Consider the following 16,688-nt stretch of genomic DNA (forward strand, 5'->3'; position numbering starts at 1 on the left):
GGCGCTGAGGGGGCAACCACGGGGGGATTGCCCCTACAGGTATATTTGGCGCGATCGCCTACCCGCTTGACGATCGTGCCATTATGATCTCAATTCGATATGACTGTAGGGGCGGTGCCCCCGTGCCCGCCCCGGCGCTGAGGGGGCAACCACGGGGGGATTGCCCCTACAGGTATATTTGGCGCGATCGCCTACCCGCTTGACGATCGTACCCGCCCCGGCTTAGGGCAACCACGGGGGGATTGCCCCTACAGGTATATTTGGCGCGATCGCCTACCCGCTTGACGATCGTGCCAGCGCGGAGGGGGCAACCACGGGGGGATTGCCCCTACAGGTATATTTGGCGCGATCGCCTACCCGCTTGACGATCGTGATCAATCGATTTGACTGTAGGGGCGGTGCCCCGTGCCCGCCCCGGCTTAGGGCAACCACGGGGGGATTGCCCCTACAGGTATATTTGGCACTCAATCGATTTTACCGTAGGGGCGGTGCCCCCGTGCCCGCCCCGGCTTAGGGCAACCACGGGGGGATTGCCCCTACAGGTATATTTGGCGCGATCGCCCTTAACACAAAAAGTGCGATCGCCCCTTTCAATTCCTAACCAGAAATCACCTCACTCAAAAGATGAGCCTGAGAACCCTCCAGACGCGGCCCATGAATCTGCACCACCCTAGAAGCCAAGAAATTGCCCCAGCGAGCCGCTTGTGTAGAACTTAAACCGTTAGTAATTCCAAACAAAACACCCCCCGCAAAAGCATCCCCAGCACCCACAGTATCGATCGCCTTTACCGGAAATCCAGCCACATCAACAATCTGTTTGTTCTCCACCACCATGCAGCCTTTATCCCCATTAGTGATAAAAGCCAAATCCGAAATCTCGCTCATTTTCCGAGCGCACTCTTCCAGAGATTCCTCCTTAAAAAAGCTCCGAACTTCATCAGCATTGCAAAAAATTACATCGCAATATTCCGAAACCACCTTGTGAAAATCATCAGCAAATCGATCGACTAAAAAGCCATCCGAAAAAGTAAAAGCCACCTTCACACCCAGACGCTTAGACTGTTCCATCGTCTCAATGCTAGCCTTTCTCGGATCGGGAGCATCCCAAAGATAACCCTCAACATAACTGTACTTGCAGTGAGCCAGTCGATCGACATCAATATCAGTCGCAGCCAGAGTAGTAGAAACCCCCAGATTAGTACACATCGTGCGTTCCGCATCCGGCGTAGTCAGCACAACACAAGTACCAGTGGGTTCCTTCGACTCAGCAGCAGGATGCACGTTAAAATCAATCCCCGCCGCCAGCAAATCTTGCCGATAAAATTCGCCGTTAGTATCCTTAGCAACCTTCCCCGAATAATACGCTTTACCGCCGCTCTGAGCCAAACCAATCATCGTATTTGCCGCCGAACCCCCCGATCGCATTTGCAGCGAATTGTGTTCTAAATCGTGCAAAATCCCCCCCTGCGTTTCCGAATTCATCAGCGTCATCCCGCCGCGATTCAGCCCGTGGCCGAGTACAAATTCATCTTCCACCAATGCTAGGATGTCTACAAGGGCATTGCCTACGCCAAACACATCCACGGAACCAGATTCTTGATTATTTTCTGTCATCGCTGCTTTTTTTTACACTAACTATCAACTCTATAATAAATCGGATTAAAGTCAACATCCCCACTCCCAATCTAAAGTCCCCAACTTAAAATCTAAAATTCACAATCCAAAATCCCCAATCTAAAATCTAAAATCCAAAATCTAAAATCGCTATGACTTGTCTCCCACCTCTGATCCAGCAAATGTTGCAGCCCGGTTTTTACCCGCACGGGGTGACTGAACCAGTGCAGCTAATTCAGACTCACGCTTCCTTTGTCCTGCTGACAGGAGATTATACTTACAAAATCAAGAAACCCGTCAATTTTGGCTTTTTAGACTATTCAACATTGGATAAAAGGCAGCATTTCTGCAACGAAGAATTGCTAATGAACCGACGCACTGCACCGGAAATTTATCTACAAGTTTTGCCAATTGTTCAAATTGGAGATTTATTTCAATTGGGCAGCAACTTACCTGCTATAAATTCTGGCGAGATTGCTGTAGAATACGTGCTGAAAATGCGAGAATTTCCTCAAGATTCGCTGTTACTCAGTTTGTTGGAACGCGGACTGTTGACCGAGCAAGTTATGGCAGACTTAGGGAGGGAAGTTGCCAAGTTTCACAGCACGGCAATTAGTAATAGCTACATTCGCACATTTGGCGAAGTCAGTCAGATTCGAGCCGCAATAGACAACAATTACCTGATTTCGCAAAAATATATCGGCGGGCCCCAGACTCAGGCACAATTTCAGGAAACTAAAGATTATACAGATGCGTTTTTTGACAAAAATCACGAATTATTTAATCGCCGGATTGGCAATAATAAAATTCGCGAGTGCCACGGAGATTTGCACTTGCGGAATATAGCATTCTGGCTAGATAAAATATTGCTGTTCGACTGCATTGAATTTAACGAGCCTTTTCGCTTTGTTGATGTGATGTACGATGTCGCTTTTACAGTAATGGATTTGGAATCGCGCGGTCGCAGAGACTTAGGCAATGCTTTTCTCAATACTTACATCGAACAAACAGGGGATTGGGAAGGACTTCAACTGTTGCCTTTGTATTTGAGTCGTCAAGCTTATGTTAGAGCAAAAGTAACTTCGTTAATGTTGGACGATCCCGCTATTTCAACAGCCCACAAAGCAGAGATTTCACAGACAGCCGCTCATTACTATAAACTGGCTTGGCAATACACAAAACCGCGCCAGGGAAAGTTAACTTTGATGTCGGGTTTGTCGGGTTCTGGCAAGAGTACAGCGGCTCGATATTTGGCTCGCCGCACTGGGGCAATTCACATTCGATCCGATGCGGTTCGCAAACATTTAGGCGGAATTCCTTTAAATGAACGCGGAGGGCAAGATTTGTACTCGGATGAAATGACCGCGCAGACTTATGGTAGATTGTTAGAGTTGGGGATAATTTTGGCTGACCGAGGTTGGGATGTGATTTTAGATGCCAAGTTCGATCGCCAAAACTGGAGAACCGATGCGATTAATCAGGCTCAATCCCACGGCTTACCCCTGCAAATCATTTACTGCACCGCACCAATTGAAGTATTGCGAGAACGACTGCAACAGCGCAGGGGCGATATTGCCGACGCGACAGCAGAACTATTGAGTTCGCAGCAAGCAGCTTTTGAACCTTGTACAGAATTAGAGCCAATTTCTGTAAACATTGTAGATACCGCGCAAGACTTAGAGGTACAATTAAACTTGATTTGTGGGGAGTAGTTGCAGTTCGATCGCCCTTGCCAATTTGATTGTCTGCTAATATTGTAAATATCTTTCTTTGTTATTACAAACATAACTTGCAGCTTATGCCAAAATTTACCGGAGACTCCAAGGGGTTTAGCCCCGCGCTGATATGGTTTGTGTTGTTTACCGTTGGGTTTCGCTTAGTAGGATGTACGCTACCCCTGAGTCTTGGCCTTGGTGTCATTGGTGGCGTGGCAGCAGGTTTAATTGTCGCTTGGTGGCACAACGAATTACTACTCAACCCGAATTTAAGTTCCAAGGAGAAAACCTCGGATGCTATCCTCAATAAAGAAGTAGTGGAAAGGGAGAGCAAACTATATAGCAAAACCTCTAGGCGTGAAGCTCCTACATTGTTAGACTGGTTGTCCGGGCCAGAGGATCGTCGCTAGCTTTAGTCATTAGTCATTAGTCATTAGTCATTAGTCATTAGTCATTAGTCATTAGTCATTAGTCATTAGTCAACAGTCAACAGTCAACAGTCAACAGTCAACAGTCATTAGTCATTAGTCATTAGTTAACATTCACTAATGCCCTTCGTCCCAATACCCAATACTTCGGCTACACGATCGTACAATTTCCCCATGCCAAATTCCCAATTGAATGTTTGTATTTCTATCGAAACTCCTGCCACTGTTTATTTATCCTTTGGGGTTGAGTTGCCTGTTAATGATGGCGGCTTTAATAACACTTTGGAAGCGTCCGAAATGGGCGGCGGCGCCAATTGCTGCGGCTCTAATTATTTTACTGCTCGGAAGTAGCGGTTGGGTTTCAAAATCGTTAGTTCGATCGCTCGAATGGCAAAACTTACCAACCGCCGAACTCCCCCAAGCTGAAGCGATTATCGTCTTGGGCGGCGGTGTCAAAGCAGCTTTACCTCCCCGTCCTTGGGTAGAATTAGCGGAAGCGGGCGATCGCATAATCTATGGTTCCCGACTTTACAAACAAGGCAAAGCTTCCCTGCTAATTCTCAGCGGCGGTAGAGTAGATTGGAAAGGTGGCGGGCCTCCCGAATCGGCAGACATGGCAGAAATTGCCCAAACAATGGGTGTACCGGCATCAGCAATTCTGCAAGACCCCGATTCACACAACACCTATCAAAATGCGGTCAACGTGCGGAAAATTTTAGATGGTAAAGGCATAAAAGGGCAGGTTTTGCTAGTGACATCGGCGATGCACATGACTCGATCGCTGTTAATTTTCCAGCGTCAGGGAATAAAAGCAATTGCCGCACCAACAGACTTTCAGATAACGCAGCAGGATATCGCAGCATCCCAAAGCAATTGGCAATCAGTCGCCTTGGATTTATTGCCGGACACCTATCAGTTAAACCAGTCAACTAAAGCCTTGAAAGAATACATCGGCTTAATCGTTTATCGTCTGCGGGGATGGCTTTAACAGAATTTTATATTTGGGATTTTGGATTTTAGATTGAAGAATTTAAGCTAATATCAAATCCGGTTGCATCCCAATTATAGGGGCGGGGCGGGTTTATACAGCATATTCCAGGTTGATGAAGTACAGTAGCCGCTAAATTTATATTGTGTGATTTTAATATGTAGGGTGCGTCGCTGCGACCTTTTAAATGGAACTTGCAGATTGTTGGTGGCGACGCACCTTACTTACTACAAGATTGTGTGTACCGCACATACATGGAATATGCTGTATAATTTGTCTATACTTATCAAATATCTGGGCGAAGCGGCCCCTACAAAACTTCATCAGATAAGATTCCCAATCAAACGGATACGATCTAAAATCTAAAATCTAAAATCTAAAATCCAAAATTGATTGAGTGTGTTAGCTTAAAGTCATTACAGCAAATATTAGCCACCGTCGCCCCCAAACAATCATGCTGCCCCACGAGTTGCAAAACATTGCCCCAGAACCGACTCCCGCGGCCGAAATTTTTCAGAGACACCAAATTGTCCGCGAGTTTTACGACGAAATTAAGTACCGTCAAGAACTAGAACTTCACTGCCAGTGGTATTACGCTACAGCCAAGCAGCATCAGCAGGAATTGCAGAAAATGCAGGGAGATTGGAATATTTTAGGTTGGTTCAGCCGCGGACGGTCGAAAAATTAAGCGTTAAATAAAAAAGATGGTTTGTAGTAAGGACTTTAGCCGCGCCGATCGACTAACACCCACAGAAAAAACTGAACTCCTCACTACAAACTCTACAACAGTTATATGACCCTCGCCCAAAAACGGATAATTGCTTTCCGACAGGAGTCGTTAGCCGCCCAAAATTTTATATCCTAGTTCAAGGTTCCAGATTCATCTGTGGAGTAAATCTAAAATCTAAAATCTAAAATCGACTGACGGGATTTGATATTGTCTTTGGGCTCCGGCTTCAACTTTTGAGACAGCTAGACTTCCGAAGATATCAATTCGACCTCATCCTCTTTGAAGTGAGCTCGAAATTTTTTGTCAAACTGAACTAGAACCGGCCAATTGGCACTGACAGGTCTGCCGTGCCATTCGTGAACGATCGCCACGACTTCTCCTTCCATACCCTTAATATCAAATGGTTGACTGCGATTTTCAGGGTGGTGGTAGACAACAACAGAGTTTTTAATGCAAACGCGATCGCCAACTTTCATAAGAAACATTCGGTATATGGGAAACTCAGTGGCTTCAGCCCTGAGAGGGAAACGACTCGGCGGTTTCAACCGCCTTGAATCCCCTTGCGGGGTTGGAGAGGTATGGTTGCCTCTCCGGTGAGGTATGGTTGCCTCAATCTCCTTTTCGGGGTAATGTTCGCTTCGCCAAGGTTATCGGGGCTTGTCACGCTTACAGCACTGTCGAGAGTGACTTTAAGACTGTTTAACTGTAAACAACAGAGCGGAAAACTAGCGTCGCATTTTCCGGTGTTATGACCCCAATAACGTAGTCAGTGAAGACTTAGGCTGGTCAATACAGCTTGCTTGATTCCTCTTACAAGCTCAGTGGCTTTAGCCCTGAGTTACTGACAGACTTATATTTAGTGTTCTCTCTTCAAAACTCTGCAAAGCCTACTGGTGCTTAACACTTGTACGCTTTGCCGCCAGTCTTCTTATCTTCCCACAAGTAGAGCGAAAACTTAAACAAAGTTGGCGGTTCCCTGTCGCTGCTTCGATCCCCAGCCACGATCCACGTCAGCCGAAATGTTGATGATTCTCGGTTGAACCCGTAGGCCCGATCGGGATTTAAACCCCGATCGGGCAGATTCTCAAGCGCGGGAATTGATTTCCTTGGCTAATCGAGAAACTATTTACTTAACTGATTTAACCAACACTCAACATCAACAGCCAAGGTTTGACCCAACTCCAGCAACTGCCGGATTGAAGACAAGTCCCAGCCGGCGCCGGAACCTGCAATCCCCAAGGCAACGGCAGCGACCACACTCTCGCCCTCGGAGGCATCTTGCAGTTGCAGCCAGCCCAAACACAGAGGCACAATTTGACTGTACAGAGAATCGAAATACAGTTCCTGCGATTTGTCCAAACACAAACCCAGACTCAGCCGATCGCCCACCGCAATCAAACGCTCGATCGTGCGGATATCAGCTTCCAACTTGACAGGCGAGCGATCCTCCGCGCCCGATCCTGCTTGCAGCAGCCTGTCTAGCGATCGCCAAACCAGCCTTTCCAAAATTTCCTTGACTTCGGGAACGTTCAACCGACAGCGGAGATGGCCGCTTTCAGTGGCGATCGCCTCAATTTCGGCCAGCAACGGTTCCACATCCTCCGTTTCCACTTCCAGCGCCTTGGCCGCCGTCAAACAGCGGTGTCCCAAAGCCACCTCAGCAGCCACCTGCAACTCTACCGGCACCGGCAACTCGTCTCGGTGGAAAGCCATCATCACCCCGTAATTTTCGCGGTAAACCTGAGTGTAAAGCTGATCCAACCGAGTCAAATTTTCCTGACTCAGCAACTGCACGATCCGGTGGCGTTCCTCAGCGAATAAATCCCGCAAGCTAAAGGACTGATCCCCAAACAGCCGCACCATTTCCAGAATCGCGTGGGCCGCCGAAGCTTCTTGCATAACCCCAAACAACCGCTCTTTCAGCATAGTGTAAGACCGGCGGCTGCCAAAAGGCTGAATGCAGCAGTGGAAGTCCCAGCCGCCGAGGTGGAACGCAGCAAACACATAAACCTCTGTTTCCCGCGTAATTTCCGAGGTTAACTGCAATTGACCCACAGCCAGAGTCATCGAGCCCATGCGCTGAATTTGGAAATCTTCCTGCAGGGCCTGATAGCAGTAAACTCGCTGTTCGCGGGGATATTTGGCAAACAGAGAACTGATCGCGTAGTGGGCTGCCACTTGTCTGAGACTAATTTGGGCTGTCACCACAAGTTTGCGGTAAACTTCGGCCCCTGTTTTGAAATAGTCAACGTTGCTGGGTACGAGGGCTAGTTGAGCGACAAAATCCTTTTCTAGCTGGATGCCGGTAACTTCGCCCGCCAATTCCAGCGCCCGGGCCGCGTAGCGCAGAATTTGCACGCCTTCGGGCCGCGAGATTTCTTCAAAAAACCAGCCGCAGCTAGTGAACATTAACAGGGTGTGGCGCTGCATTTCCAGCAGTCGCAGGGCATCCACCTGTTCTCCGGCATCGAGGGGGCGCACTTGATGGCGTTGGAGGAAACTGTCAACGTTAGCGGGCGATCGATCCCGGATGACCTCAATATATTCATCTCTAGCTTTCCAGGGATCGCTCAACAGCTTGCGCCCTGCTTCTTCGTAAATCGGAATCAGTCGATCGCGCAGCCAATTGAGAGTATCCCGCAGAGGGCGGCGCCATTTTTGGTTCCACTCGCCACCACCACCGCAGCCGCAATCATCTTGCCAGCGATCGACCCCGTGAGAACAACTCCAGGCCGTCACCGGTTTGAGTTCCACTTCCCAAGCGCTCGGATTTTGACTTAAATAATGAGCAAAATTCGTCACCGTCCAGCCTCGACGGGGAAACTCTTCTGTGAAGGCGTAAGCGAGGCATTTTTCCGTACTGTGTTTGTGGTGGCCGAAAGTTTCGCCGTCCGTCGCCACGCAGATTAATTGAGCCGGTCGGTGGTCTCCCCGTACTGCTTGACCCAAGCGCCCCACCAAGTGGTGGCTGCTGCTGAGAACGTCGTTGAAGCCCATATCCCGCGAGATCGGGCCATCGTAGAAAAAGATATCGATGTAGGGAGTGTTGGCAGGTGGGGCTTCGGAATTTTGGAAGTGCCTGCGGCCAAAATGGTGAGTGCTCAGTGGCGAGAGTTGGTGGTCAGCCATCAATCGCATTTCCGGCTTCAAATAGCAGCGGTACGGGCGTGTCGGATCGATTTGACCCCCGCCGACTTCGTGCCATTCGGAATTTTGCCCATGTTCCCCTTCGTGGTTTTGCCCGATTAGCGGGCGGCAGCGTTCGGCTTGGGAGGGGGCTAAGACAATGAAGCGGATGCCTTCAGCGACTAAAACTTCGAGGGTGGCGTAGTCTACGGCGGTTTCGGCGAGCCACATTCCTTCGGGATCGCGATCGAACCGGGAGCGAAAATCAGCGATCCCCCAGCGAATTTGGGTGTATTTGTCTCGCTCGTTAGCGAGAGGCATGATGATGTGATTGTAGACTTGGGCGATCGCGTTGCCGTGACCGTTGAGACGCTGACAGCTTTTGCGATCGGCCTCCAGAATCCGCTGGTAGACTTCCGCGTCGTAGCGTTCGAGCCAGCTCATCAGGGTGGGCCCGATGTTGAAGCTCATATACTCGTAGTTGTTGACGATCCCCGTGACTTCGCCGCGATCGTTAAGTATGCGGGCAAAGGCGTTCGGGCGGTAGCACTCGATGTCAATGCGTTCGTTCCAGTCGTGGGCGGGAGAGGCGCTGGCTTGGCGTTCGATCGCGTCCAGGTAAGGGTTTTCCCGGGGTGGCTGGTAAAAGTGACCGTGAACCGTCACGCACACCCCAGTTGCTGCAGCCACACTGGTTTGGGTTGCAGCCGTTACGGTTGGCGAAGGCAAAGGCAGCACATCGGATTGAGTTGTAGACGAAATCATGCGATCGAATCCTCAAGTAGTTAAAGACAATAAAACCAGCCTAATTAGAAACTGAAACCTTACGCAGCAAGAGTTACAGCTAGGCATCGGTTAGGGCTAAATTTGGCAGACAAGTTTTGATACATTTGTAGTATTGCGAGCAAAGCATTCGTTCCAAGATGCCAACCGTCGATCCCTGGTTTTTTTGCCAATGCTTTGCTGTTGAAAGAGTTAAAAAATGTAGCTTTTGCTGCTTTTTGGCACTTGCGACCCATTTCGGGTTAGTGCTTGCAGCACTGCTCATTGAGAGTTTCATTTACCTTGCTGGATTGTAAAGTCTTATTCATTAAATAGCAACTTTTCGCCGGAAAGATTTAATTTTTGGCAATAAATCTTAGCGGTTGTGGATATCGGTTTAATGCCCGATCGATTTATAGAATAAGAGTATTGCCCGAGTTTCGCATCATACTTTAGGTGCTTTTTACGTAAGTTCTGGAGAAGTTAGGCCGGTTGGGTTAGGGCGGGGCAGATTTGCTGCAAATGTACTTTCTAGAAGAGTTGTAACACGGGTGCGGAGTCAAAAGGCAAGAAAAAAGCAAAACGGTAAGTGTTATGTTTTAACTCCTGAGAGGTATGTGGGGGCGGAGGCGGAGGCATTGGAGGAGGAGGAGGAGGGTTTGGACGAGAAGATGCTGCATTTGACGGCGAAGGAGGGGTCTGCTGCACCCGGTTGCTGTACTCTTGCTATCGTCCTGCCGAAAGCTGATTGGGACGTTTTTGGGGCGATCGCAGACATTGCGGAGGAAAGTATCAGACTAATCCAGAAATTAGTTATACTGTATTATCTAATTCCCTGACTGTAAATACTGCAAGTCCCTACTGACGAAACAATGAAAACATCAAGCCATATCAACGATATTTTGCCAGCTCCATCTGACCTTTGTTTAAATAATAATTATTTTTTTATTCGCTCAACTTGTCATCCTAAAAATGATATAATTGACCCAATGAAGTAGCCAACTTGACTTTTTATGTCGCTGGCTCAATATCTAGGTAATCATCTAATAAAGGCGATATTTATTTGTTACAGCTACCAAGTTCACCAAACCTTTCGCAAACATGGAAGATTACCAAGCTGCTTTTTTAGAACGTCATATGGATACTGAAAAACTTTGTCACTCCGACAGAAAAGTAGCCGCCATGCACTTCGGAGGCATTACCATAGAATGTTTACTAAAAGCGATGATTTTAGCTTCCCTGCCCAAAAGTGCAAAGCGAGAATGGAAAACTGATTCTAACAATCCTAAACACACAATTACTAATCCGGGACATAGTTTTCAAGATGCTTTGAAGCGGCATAATAAGCTTCATGATAGAGTGCAAAAGTTTCCACAAGTAATGAAATGGCTTAACACAGTTGAAAATCCCAACAATCAACATTTTATAGATATGCGCTACTCTAGTAGTCAATCGGATGAGCCAAACTATAAGCAGTGGCTATCAGCATATAATAGTCTCATAGGTTGGTTACAGACGCAAGCTACTAAACTTTGAGGACACAGATATGCAGGAAACTTGGCAAGTATCACTTAAACGGGAGCTTACGGACATTTATGTACAGACTCCGCAGGAATGGACTGACATAAATATTTCAACTTCTGGACTTCTGAATTTAACGATTATAAGTGATCGCTTTAAAGAATTATCTTTCCCACAGCGAAAAGAGCAAGTGTATCGCATCCTTCATAAATTTAAAATATCCCCAGGTTTTATTTCTTTATATACAGTAGAAGAAGCAAGATCTTTGGATTTGTCAGCCCCCCAGCTTACAAATGGAAGTTCAGTACAAACTTGGCAAGATTTAGCTTTGTGGGCGGCAAATCCTCAAAATCAATCTCAATCCCCTCAACCTGAACCCCGCATTCCTCGAACAATAACATTCTACTCTTTTAAGGGAGGAGTCGGTAGAACCACTGCCTTAACCCATGTGGCTTGGATTTTGGCTATGCGCGGTCGAAAAGTTGTGGCTGTTGACTTAGATTTAGAAGCACCAGGTTTAAGTACAGCTTTTAGCTTAAAACCACTACCTGAATTCGGTATTGTAGATTATTTTTATGAACGATCCTATCTACCGGAAGAGTTAGAACCAAATGTTTTAATCACCAAGATATTTGGCGAAGTTACAATACCGGATGCTACAGGAAGACTCTTCATTGTTCCTGCGGGTTCTTTAAGTCTTGATTACATTTCTAAAGTTGATGATCTTCGAGCAACTACTATTCTTGATAATGGTGAAACTCTCTGGTCTATTTTTAGTCGAGAAATTCAAGAGCAGTTAAAACCAGACGTTATTTTAGTAGATTCGCGTACCGGAATTAATGAATGGGGTGCTTTATCTCTACTTCAAGCTGCTGATGAGGCAATTATTTTTTTGTTTCCGAACGAGCAAAATCGGCAAGGGATTGATCTTCTCCTAAAATCACTCAATTCTTTTGGCAAGCTATCAATCAACTTTGTGTTTTCACCTGTTCCTGATATCAGCAATAGTGGAACGGCTAAAGTTACAGAGGTTTGGCAGCTTTTACGCAAAGTCATTGAGGGCGAAATAGATCAAGATGAACTGAATGAAAATGGTGATGACTCAGATGAGTCTCAATCTGAAATAGCAGAACCATTAATTGTTCCTTACCTGCCATCAATTGCTCTAGCCGATAATCATCCTGTAACAGGTTTGTTGGATTACTACAATCGAATTGCTAACTTAATAGATGAAGAAACTATTCAAATTCGCTCACAGGAAATTCTAGCAGCAACAGATACAGAACAACGCTGGAAAATTATTGAAAGCCTTCAATTCCCAGCCTTAAATGCTGCTGATCCCAGCTCAAATCTTCTGGGTCTATTTCAGAAAACTCCTAATTTTGACAAATTTTTAGACGAAACAACTTGCCTCATTCGAGGTAGAAAAGGAACTGGGAAAACGGCTCTTTATTTACTTTTATTAGAACATGAGGATAAGGCTCGACAGCTAGCTCGTGGCCGATTAGATTCTGTAATCTTCCTCTCCGGTCATGGTGCATCCCAGACCAGTCGCCCAACACGCAGCGAATTTCAAATTATCCAGCGAAATTTAAAAGATAATGAGGGAACTTGGGAGGCATTTTGGCGAGCATACCTGATATTTCGAGTAGATCAAGAAAATTATTTAAAACTGCCGGAGAAAGGGAGTCAAAAACCTAAATTTGAAAGTCTACGCAACATATTGAAGGGACTGCCGGAAGAAAACTGGAAGGCTGAACATACTAAAGCCTTAATTGAATTATCAACTGATTCACAGTTGATACTTGTTTTGCCGGATGTCTTAGATATTCTGAACGAACAGCAACGGGAGAAAAATCAAACACTTTGGCTTTTATACGACGATTTAGATGAAGACTTCCCCGAAAGAGAGGGAGTTAGACAGCAAGCTTTAAGTGGTTTATTTCAACTTATTCAAGCTTGTGATGCCCGTCGCTTAACATCTATTCGCTTTAAAATATTTCTGCGAGAAGACATTTGGAATCGTTTGAACTTTGACAATAAAAGTCACTTCAATGGACGCGATCTCTTTTTGAAGTGGACAAGGGTAGATTTCTTGCGGTTAGCCCTTCGCCAAGCCACGCAAGCACGAGATTTTAAAGATTTAGTAGATCGTTCTTCACCTGTTGAAAATATTGATAATGCTAATGAAGAAACCTTAAACCGCGCCCTAGACTTATTGTGGGGAATACGTCGAAGAACAGGAAAAAAAGCTAAATATGTTTATAGATGGGTTTACGAACGTTTATCAGACTTAAATGGTACTGCCTTTCCCCGCAGCTTAAGTGCCTTGCTTCAAGGAGCAAAAGAGCATGAGCTAACTTACAAGGGACAAACATCAGTTAAGGCTCCTAGTGATCGTTTACTTCGGGGAGCATCTCTGGAAATTGGTTTAGAAAAGGCATCAGATGAACGTTGTGATGCAATTAAACAAGAATATCCTGACTTATGTCAATTTTTTGAAGCTTTAGAAGGTATTCCCGCTTTACCTAGCAGACAACTACTTGAGTACGCATGGGAGAAAAGCGCACAGGAAAGATATCCTGATTTTGATGAATTTGCCAGTTTTTTAACTGAAATTGGTCTGGCTAAATGGCGCCATAAAGAAAACCGTTACGGGTTTCCTGATATTTATGTGTATGGTTTCAAGATGATTCGTACAGGGACGAAGTAGTAAATTATGCTTGTGAATGAACTTATAGTTACTAACCCTCACCTTTTACAAAAAAACATTTTTAAAGAGGGATTGATTAAAATGTTCGCGATAATATTTTATTGACAAGTAGCTTCCAGTCATCTCAACATTTCAATTCACCACACAGTCGCCGCCCTTCAGTCAATTATGGAGGGAATGAGCCAAGGAGTCCAACCATGAAATTCACCGTAAAAGATCGCCAAACTCTCGAAACCATCGAGCTAAATCAACTGAGAAATTACTTACAAACTCACGGCTGGCATCAAGACCAACCTTTCTTAGATAATGCCACACTTTGGCACAAACCAACAGCCGACGGAGAAGAATTAGAAATATTGCTACCTAATCGGCAAAATCTCCGAGATTATGGAGCGCGTATCAGCCAAGCAATTCAAACCCTAGAAAACGCAGAAAATCGCCCTCAGATTGAAATTTTAAGCGAACTGCTTACCCGCATTCCCAACACGATAATTCAGGGAATTGTTATGCAAATTCACACCCCAAATACCCAAAAATTAAGTGGTGAAATTACTCTCATCGGCCTTGTAGTTGCCAAATTGCAAAAAATTCAAACTTCACTTGCAGACAAAGATTATATCCTGGCGATTAAAGCTTATCAAGAACGCTTACCGATTCTCTGTAGCGGTGACTTAATCAAAGACAACAACGCCTTCATCCTCAAAAACCCCCACAACTTAACTCTCGATGAATTGTGGTAAAACTAACAGATTTTGTCGAAATCTATAGCGGTTCTCAGGAAAGTAAGGTACTCTTCCAATGCCCAATGCCCAATGCCTAATGCCCAATGCCCAATGCCCAATGCCCAATGCCCAATGCCCAAGAACACCTCATGCTACTGAGAAAGGCTATATATTAAACACCTTCCAAACAGATATCAAGTTCCCTAGCAAAGGCTTCTGGCGCATCCAGCATCAGCCAGTGTCCAGTATCGGCGATCGTAGTTGTCGTCAGTGTGGGACGGAGGATGTGGAGGCTGAAGGGAAAATTGTTTGAGGGAGCAATAATGGCGTGGGCCCGTGTTCCAGGGGCTGCTAGGTAGCGATCGAGAGCATCCACTGCGTCAAAAGCAAACATCTCGCGATACATTCCAAACAGACAATCCTGTGGAGTCGCAGCCAACCAAGCGAGAATCCGATCGCGCGTATGGGCCCTGCTTCCTGTCAGTGCCTCGTTGAAGCTGGTTTCCACAGCAGCGCGCCAATCCTCCGTCTCCAGAGCCCTCTGGAAGGGGACGATCAGTTCGTACACCTCTGCAGGAACCTTGGTAAAGTCTCCAGGTGGGTCTGCCAGGATCAACTGCGCGATGCGGTGCGGTGCGGCTGCTGCTGTGGCGAGGGCAATACAAGCACCGAAACTGTGCCCGACGATCGCCACTCGATCGAGTCCCAGCCCATCCAGTACCGCGAAAACATCCGCTGCACAGGAGGCGGGCGCATAGTTGCCGTCCTCCGGCGGTGCAGAATCACCGTGTCCCCGCATATCAAGGGCGATCGCGCCTCGGGTAAGGGCGACATGGGCAAGCTGGGCATCCCAGATGCTCGCAGAAACCGTCATACCGTGCACGAACACCACCGGCAGCGGTTCCGACTCCCCAGCGGTGACAGGGCGGCTGGCTTCGATGATGTGAATAGTGCCGATCGGTCCTTTGATAGTTGTCGATCGCATAAAATTTTCTCCTAATTGTGAATTTCCTCTTTTCACACAACCAATTTTACCTCTGTTACTCCTTGGCGCAATTCATACTGTCCTTTCACCCAAAATTGTTTAATTTTTTCACCCAAAAACGGAGCAGTTTGCATCATCAATAAACGCAACAATCCATTTTTTCGCAGTTGTTCGCCTTTCCACGCTTCTTGTGCTTGAAGTTGTTGGGCGCGAATAATTTCGGGTTCGCGTTCTGCCTGAATCCGCGATAATGCTAAGTCAATATCCTCATAATTAGCCCCTGCTTTCAATAAAGGTACAAGGTGATTGGCCGCAACAATTACATCGCGGAACGCCATGTTAATTCCTTGAGCGCGAACCGGAGACATGGGATGTGCAGCATCCCCCAAAAGTATGATTCCTGGTCGATGCCAGCGCGGACAGCGACCAACCACAACAGATAATCGCATCGGAGATTCGATCGTATCGGCACAGTTGCGGAAATGTTCTGCCATCCACGCAGGAGATAGCGATGCGAAAGTTTCTGCCCAGTCTGTGTCTTTCCGATCCGTTTTGTCATCTGCCGATAGCACCCAAGCCAGATGAAGTTTTCCTGATTCTGCCCCATGAAAGACACTAAATCCGCTACCGCCATTCAGGATGGAATAAAATACATTATCCGCCACAAACCGAGGATGAGCGGCAAGTTTAAACCACAGAACATCTATACTATTCTGCTGTTTTACTAACTCTAATTCTGCACGTTGTCGTACAACCGAGTTTCTACCATCTGTACCAATCACAAGTGCAGCAGGAATCTCTCGCCCCTCTCCTAGCTTTACACCCGCAATGCGATCGTTGCTGTACAGTAAATCTTTTACGGGAACACCTGAGATAAATTCAAACTCTGGATGCAACTGAGCTTCTGAAATTAGTGTTTCTAGCAAAGGCGGTTGCGATACCAGCGTACAAGGTCGATTTGACCCCATTGGCTCATCAACTCGAAATAGTTGCCGATCGCCAACAACGAACTCCCAGGCATCAATTTGTCGGTGTGGAACACCTTCTAGGATAGTGGATAAACCCATTTGGGCGATCGCATCCAATCCGCTGGGCATTAACCCTTCACCGCGAAACACTCGATACGAATCTTTTGCAGCCTCAATCAATGTTGTGCGAATACCTCGTTTTACCAGCAGCAAAGCAAGTGCCGCACCAGTTGGCCCCGATCCGACAATTACAACTTGTGTCATTTGGTATTTTTCATTGCTTGTTGCGGATATTGAGATGCGAACAGAGGTGGTTAAAGGGTGCGCGACGATCTATTAGACATCTCCCATAATTATCGTGGAACAGGCATCCTGCCTGTTCAAAACCTGCTTTTTTGGAGAAGTCTCTTAATCCC

At 46.6% G+C, this 16,688-nt stretch carries 13 protein-coding genes; 8 read left to right on the top strand and 5 right to left on the bottom strand.

The genetic code is table 11. The features are described 5' to 3' along the window. Positions 1–597: 597 nt before the first annotated feature. On the bottom strand, positions 598–1,614 hold the full coding sequence (locus tag QUB12_RS05595; RefSeq protein WP_333305857.1) for an adenosine kinase: 1,017 nt from the start codon (positions 1,612–1,614) through the stop codon (positions 598–600). 152 nt (positions 1,615–1,766) lie between these two features. Between QUB12_RS05595 and QUB12_RS05600 the strand changes: the two genes are divergently transcribed. From QUB12_RS05600 to QUB12_RS05615, 4 genes are all read left to right on the top strand, one after another. Next, positions 1,767–3,326 (top strand): AAA family ATPase, encoded by a 1,560-nt coding sequence (locus QUB12_RS05600; RefSeq protein WP_333305859.1) that lies wholly within the window; start codon positions 1,767–1,769, stop codon positions 3,324–3,326. A gap of 86 nt (positions 3,327–3,412) precedes the next feature. Next, entirely contained in the window at positions 3,413–3,739 is a 327-nt protein-coding gene (locus QUB12_RS05605; RefSeq protein ID WP_333305861.1) for a hypothetical protein, read from the top strand. Positions 3,740–3,950: 211 nt separating this feature from the next. Next, positions 3,951–4,745 (top strand): YdcF family protein, encoded by a 795-nt coding sequence (locus tag QUB12_RS05610; RefSeq protein ID WP_333305864.1) that lies wholly within the window; start codon positions 3,951–3,953, stop codon positions 4,743–4,745. A gap of 454 nt (positions 4,746–5,199) precedes the next feature. Beyond that, complete coding sequence (locus QUB12_RS05615; RefSeq protein WP_242722513.1) at positions 5,200–5,433, top strand: hypothetical protein; 234 nt, start codon at positions 5,200–5,202, stop codon at positions 5,431–5,433. A gap of 284 nt (positions 5,434–5,717) precedes the next feature. On the opposite strand, the gene QUB12_RS05620 is transcribed toward QUB12_RS05615, so the two are convergent. Both QUB12_RS05620 and QUB12_RS05625 read right to left on the bottom strand, forming a co-directional pair. Beyond that, the gene (locus QUB12_RS05620) at positions 5,718–5,951 is read right to left on the bottom strand and encodes a ferredoxin-thioredoxin reductase variable chain (RefSeq protein ID WP_333057518.1); all 234 of its coding nucleotides are present in this window, start codon (positions 5,949–5,951) and stop codon (positions 5,718–5,720) included. Between the two features lie 646 nt (positions 5,952–6,597). Continuing rightward, positions 6,598–9,366, bottom strand: coding sequence for a DUF3536 domain-containing protein (locus QUB12_RS05625; protein WP_333305866.1), 2,769 nt, complete (start codon positions 9,364–9,366; stop codon positions 6,598–6,600). Positions 9,367–9,914: 548 nt separating this feature from the next. Between QUB12_RS05625 and QUB12_RS05630 the strand changes: the two genes are divergently transcribed. The 4 genes from QUB12_RS05630 (at position 9,915) to QUB12_RS05645 (ending at position 14,337) form a co-directional block, all read left to right on the top strand. Beyond that, complete coding sequence (locus QUB12_RS05630; RefSeq protein ID WP_333138212.1) at positions 9,915–10,202, top strand: hypothetical protein; 288 nt, start codon at positions 9,915–9,917, stop codon at positions 10,200–10,202. 262 nt (positions 10,203–10,464) lie between these two features. Next, positions 10,465–10,899 carry a hypothetical protein gene (locus QUB12_RS05635; protein ID WP_333138210.1) on the top strand — a complete coding sequence of 145 codons (435 nt, stop codon included), beginning with the start codon at positions 10,465–10,467 and terminating at the stop codon, positions 10,897–10,899. A gap of 10 nt (positions 10,900–10,909) precedes the next feature. Continuing rightward, positions 10,910–13,597, top strand: coding sequence for a ParA family protein (locus tag QUB12_RS05640; protein WP_333138209.1), 2,688 nt, complete (start codon positions 10,910–10,912; stop codon positions 13,595–13,597). 197 nt (positions 13,598–13,794) lie between these two features. Continuing rightward, positions 13,795–14,337 (top strand): hypothetical protein, encoded by a 543-nt coding sequence (locus QUB12_RS05645; RefSeq protein WP_333138208.1) that lies wholly within the window; start codon positions 13,795–13,797, stop codon positions 14,335–14,337. A 154-nt stretch (positions 14,338–14,491) separates the two neighbouring features. Here the strand turns inward: QUB12_RS05645 and QUB12_RS05650 are convergent, their stop codons facing one another. Both QUB12_RS05650 and QUB12_RS05655 read right to left on the bottom strand, forming a co-directional pair. After that, positions 14,492–15,304, bottom strand: coding sequence for an alpha/beta hydrolase (locus QUB12_RS05650; RefSeq protein WP_333305869.1), 813 nt, complete (start codon positions 15,302–15,304; stop codon positions 14,492–14,494). 32 nt (positions 15,305–15,336) lie between these two features. Then, positions 15,337–16,536 (bottom strand): FAD-dependent monooxygenase, encoded by a 1,200-nt coding sequence (locus QUB12_RS05655; RefSeq protein WP_333305871.1) that lies wholly within the window; start codon positions 16,534–16,536, stop codon positions 15,337–15,339. Positions 16,537–16,688: the final 152 nt, after the last annotated feature.

The sequence above is a fragment of the Microcoleus sp. B7-D4 genome, from assembly GCF_036705125.1.
Classification (GTDB): domain Bacteria; phylum Cyanobacteriota; class Cyanobacteriia; order Cyanobacteriales; family Microcoleaceae; genus Microcoleus.

Bases quoted from the DNA above. Each gene is read 5' to 3' on its own strand.
- QUB12_RS05635 (WP_333138210.1), top strand. From the start codon at position 10,465: ATGGAAGATTACCAAGCTGCTTTTTTAGAACGTCATATGGATACTGAA.
- QUB12_RS05615 (WP_242722513.1), top strand. From the start codon at position 5,200: ATGCTGCCCCACGAGTTGCAAAACATTGCCCCAGAACCGACTCCCGCG.
- QUB12_RS05595 (WP_333305857.1), bottom strand. From the start codon at position 1,614: ATGACAGAAAATAATCAAGAATCTGGTTCCGTGGATGTGTTTGGCGTA.
- QUB12_RS05600 (WP_333305859.1), top strand. From the start codon at position 1,767: ATGACTTGTCTCCCACCTCTGATCCAGCAAATGTTGCAGCCCGGTTTT.
- QUB12_RS05650 (WP_333305869.1), bottom strand. From the start codon at position 15,304: ATGCGATCGACAACTATCAAAGGACCGATCGGCACTATTCACATCATC.
- QUB12_RS05640 (WP_333138209.1), top strand. From the start codon at position 10,910: ATGCAGGAAACTTGGCAAGTATCACTTAAACGGGAGCTTACGGACATT.
- QUB12_RS05655 (WP_333305871.1), bottom strand. From the start codon at position 16,536: ATGACACAAGTTGTAATTGTCGGATCGGGGCCAACTGGTGCGGCACTT.
- QUB12_RS05605 (WP_333305861.1), top strand. From the start codon at position 3,413: ATGCCAAAATTTACCGGAGACTCCAAGGGGTTTAGCCCCGCGCTGATA.
- QUB12_RS05645 (WP_333138208.1), top strand. From the start codon at position 13,795: ATGAAATTCACCGTAAAAGATCGCCAAACTCTCGAAACCATCGAGCTA.
- QUB12_RS05625 (WP_333305866.1), bottom strand. From the start codon at position 9,366: ATGATTTCGTCTACAACTCAATCCGATGTGCTGCCTTTGCCTTCGCCA.
- QUB12_RS05610 (WP_333305864.1), top strand. From the start codon at position 3,951: ATGTTTGTATTTCTATCGAAACTCCTGCCACTGTTTATTTATCCTTTG.
- QUB12_RS05620 (WP_333057518.1), bottom strand. From the start codon at position 5,951: ATGAAAGTTGGCGATCGCGTTTGCATTAAAAACTCTGTTGTTGTCTAC.